This window comes from Rhodoferax sp. ZS1R8, assembly GCF_056521325.1.
Genome location: NZ_JBWMBA010000191.1, coordinates 1 through 1,059, shown reverse-complemented (window position 1 = coordinate 1,059; position 1,059 = coordinate 1). Strand labels below are relative to the sequence as shown.

Annotated in this window: 1 protein-coding gene; it reads right to left on the bottom strand. The window is 48.3% G+C overall.

The window, feature by feature from the left end:
• A partial coding sequence (locus AC097P_RS24910) for an NACHT domain-containing protein (protein WP_479613092.1) occupies nucleotides 1-1,059 on the bottom strand: 1,059 nt, incomplete at both ends.

The following is a 1,059-nucleotide window of genomic DNA, read 5'->3' as shown; positions in this document are numbered from 1 at the left end:
CATGGGATCAAGACTAGACCAATTCCACAATATTCCCAAAGCAATCAAGAGACCACGACTAACGTCTTCCTTCTTTTTGCTTCGGAGCAAGAGCTCTATCTCGATATTCCCTTCCTTACTTATCCAATGGTCGAAAGGTTTACGGAAAGCAGCGATACCCGCACAGGTATTCAATAGCCAAGAACCTCTGTGCTGTCCAATAGACACTAAAAGTTCCCACGCTTGGCAATAAAGCTCCTCTCCATACGGACCTCTGCAGAGCGACTCCCAATCATCGGCGCTTTTGCAACCCTGCGCGAAGAAAGCTATCAGCTGCAACGCAGAAGAAATTGTTTGAGGAGAAGCTTCTGCTTCCTCAACAAAGCATTGAAGTAAGCGCCCGGTAGCGCCGCCTAATTTCTTATCTATGCTTACATTCATTTTGCCGCTCACGACTTCATCCCCAGCGGCTAAACGCGTGCCATTCCCCAATGAAATTAGTTCGACTAACAATGGCTCTGCTCGTTTGCGTGCCAGTACTGCAGCCATCGGAATTACTTCCTTCCACTCCTCCGCTTGCAAATGGTTTTTCAATGGGGTCAAAACGGTATCGTCTTGGTGAAATTGTTTGTAATGCCCTTCGGTGACAGCAACCGCGGCCAAATATTCTTGAAATGTAAGGTGCCGAAATTGATAAAAGGGTACCGTACGGCCACCCTCCAACTGGTGGCCGACTTCCAACAACAAACTCGACCTCAATTCAACACGCTTTAAGAAGTCATAGGGACTATCTTTTGCATAGCGTTTGATGTTCGGATGCTTTTCGCGTGCTTCTTGCAGCAATTCCAATAGTTCCCTTTCGGTGGCAGTCTGCTTGCCCGCACACATAAGTTGAAAGGCAACATATGCGAGCTGTGGAACTGCTTCTTTTGCATTCAACGGCTCATGGCCTTTGATGTTCCATGTGTCTAGCAAGACATCGACAGCTCTCCCATATAAGCTGACCCGATCAGGTGGCAGCCCCCCTGCGCCATGCTTCACCACGAGCAGCATCGTTAAAAGAAGTGGATTCTCTGCCAG